Origin of the sequence: Stenotrophomonas sp. 3diitr2024 (genome assembly GCF_042136455.1) — a bacterium.
GTDB classification, from domain to species: Bacteria; Pseudomonadota; Gammaproteobacteria; order Xanthomonadales; family Xanthomonadaceae; genus Stenotrophomonas; species Stenotrophomonas sepilia.
Map to the genome: position 1 here is coordinate 1 of NZ_JBHHMJ010000164.1, position 629 is coordinate 629.

Here is a 629-nt window from a genome sequence, read left to right on the forward strand (position 1 = left end):
AGCTCCTCGCCCTTGTTGAGCATGTCGACCATGCGCTTGTGCGCGGCATCGCGACCCGTCAGCAGCTTGCCGTTGAGCAGCAGGGTCTGGCCCGGCTTCCAGCTGGCCACGTCTTCCGGGGTGAACGACTTGTCGATGCCGTCCTTCCAGGTTTCGTACGGACGGTCGATGACTTCGTTGCCCGAGGTCACGGCCCAGGCACGCAGGCCGTTGCGCGCCACGTCCAGACCCGCCATGTGGCCGGTGTAGGTATTGTTGCCCACCAGGGTCAGCACACCGCTACCGGCCTGGGTCAGGCCACCACTGCCGCTGATCGCACCGCCGATCGTGGTGTTGCCCGCAACGTCGAACACCAGGCTTTCCTTCGATATTTAAAGATTGAATAATAGAAGAGCCGTTTTGGAAGGAGCCAATCGGCTTAAAGTGATTATATGATTCTACGACAAATGAACTTGCTTTGTTAAGAAAATGATCATCCATCTCTCCGCCGATAAGAAGTAATCCATCATAAAGGAGTGGTGAGCCTGTTAAGAAAGTATCATTTACTTCCCACTGTCCATTTGGCGTTCCCTGCACTACCTAATCGTTCTGAAACGATCACTGGCAGTTTCATTGCTTGAAATTTTAAC

Annotated in this window: 3 pseudogenes; all 3 read right to left on the minus strand. The window is 53.9% G+C overall.

Annotated features, from left to right (window positions below):
* Positions 1-122, minus strand: a pseudogene (locus tag ABGA94_RS03950) (fumarate hydratase C-terminal domain-containing protein); the annotation flags it as partial.
* A gap of 117 nt (positions 123-239) precedes the next feature.
* A pseudogene (locus tag ABGA94_RS03955) lies at positions 240-359 on the minus strand (hypothetical protein); the annotation flags it as partial.
* A gap of 49 nt (positions 360-408) precedes the next feature.
* Positions 409-576: pseudogene (locus tag ABGA94_RS03960) on the minus strand (catalase); the annotation flags it as partial.
* Positions 577-629 lie beyond the last annotated feature (53 nt).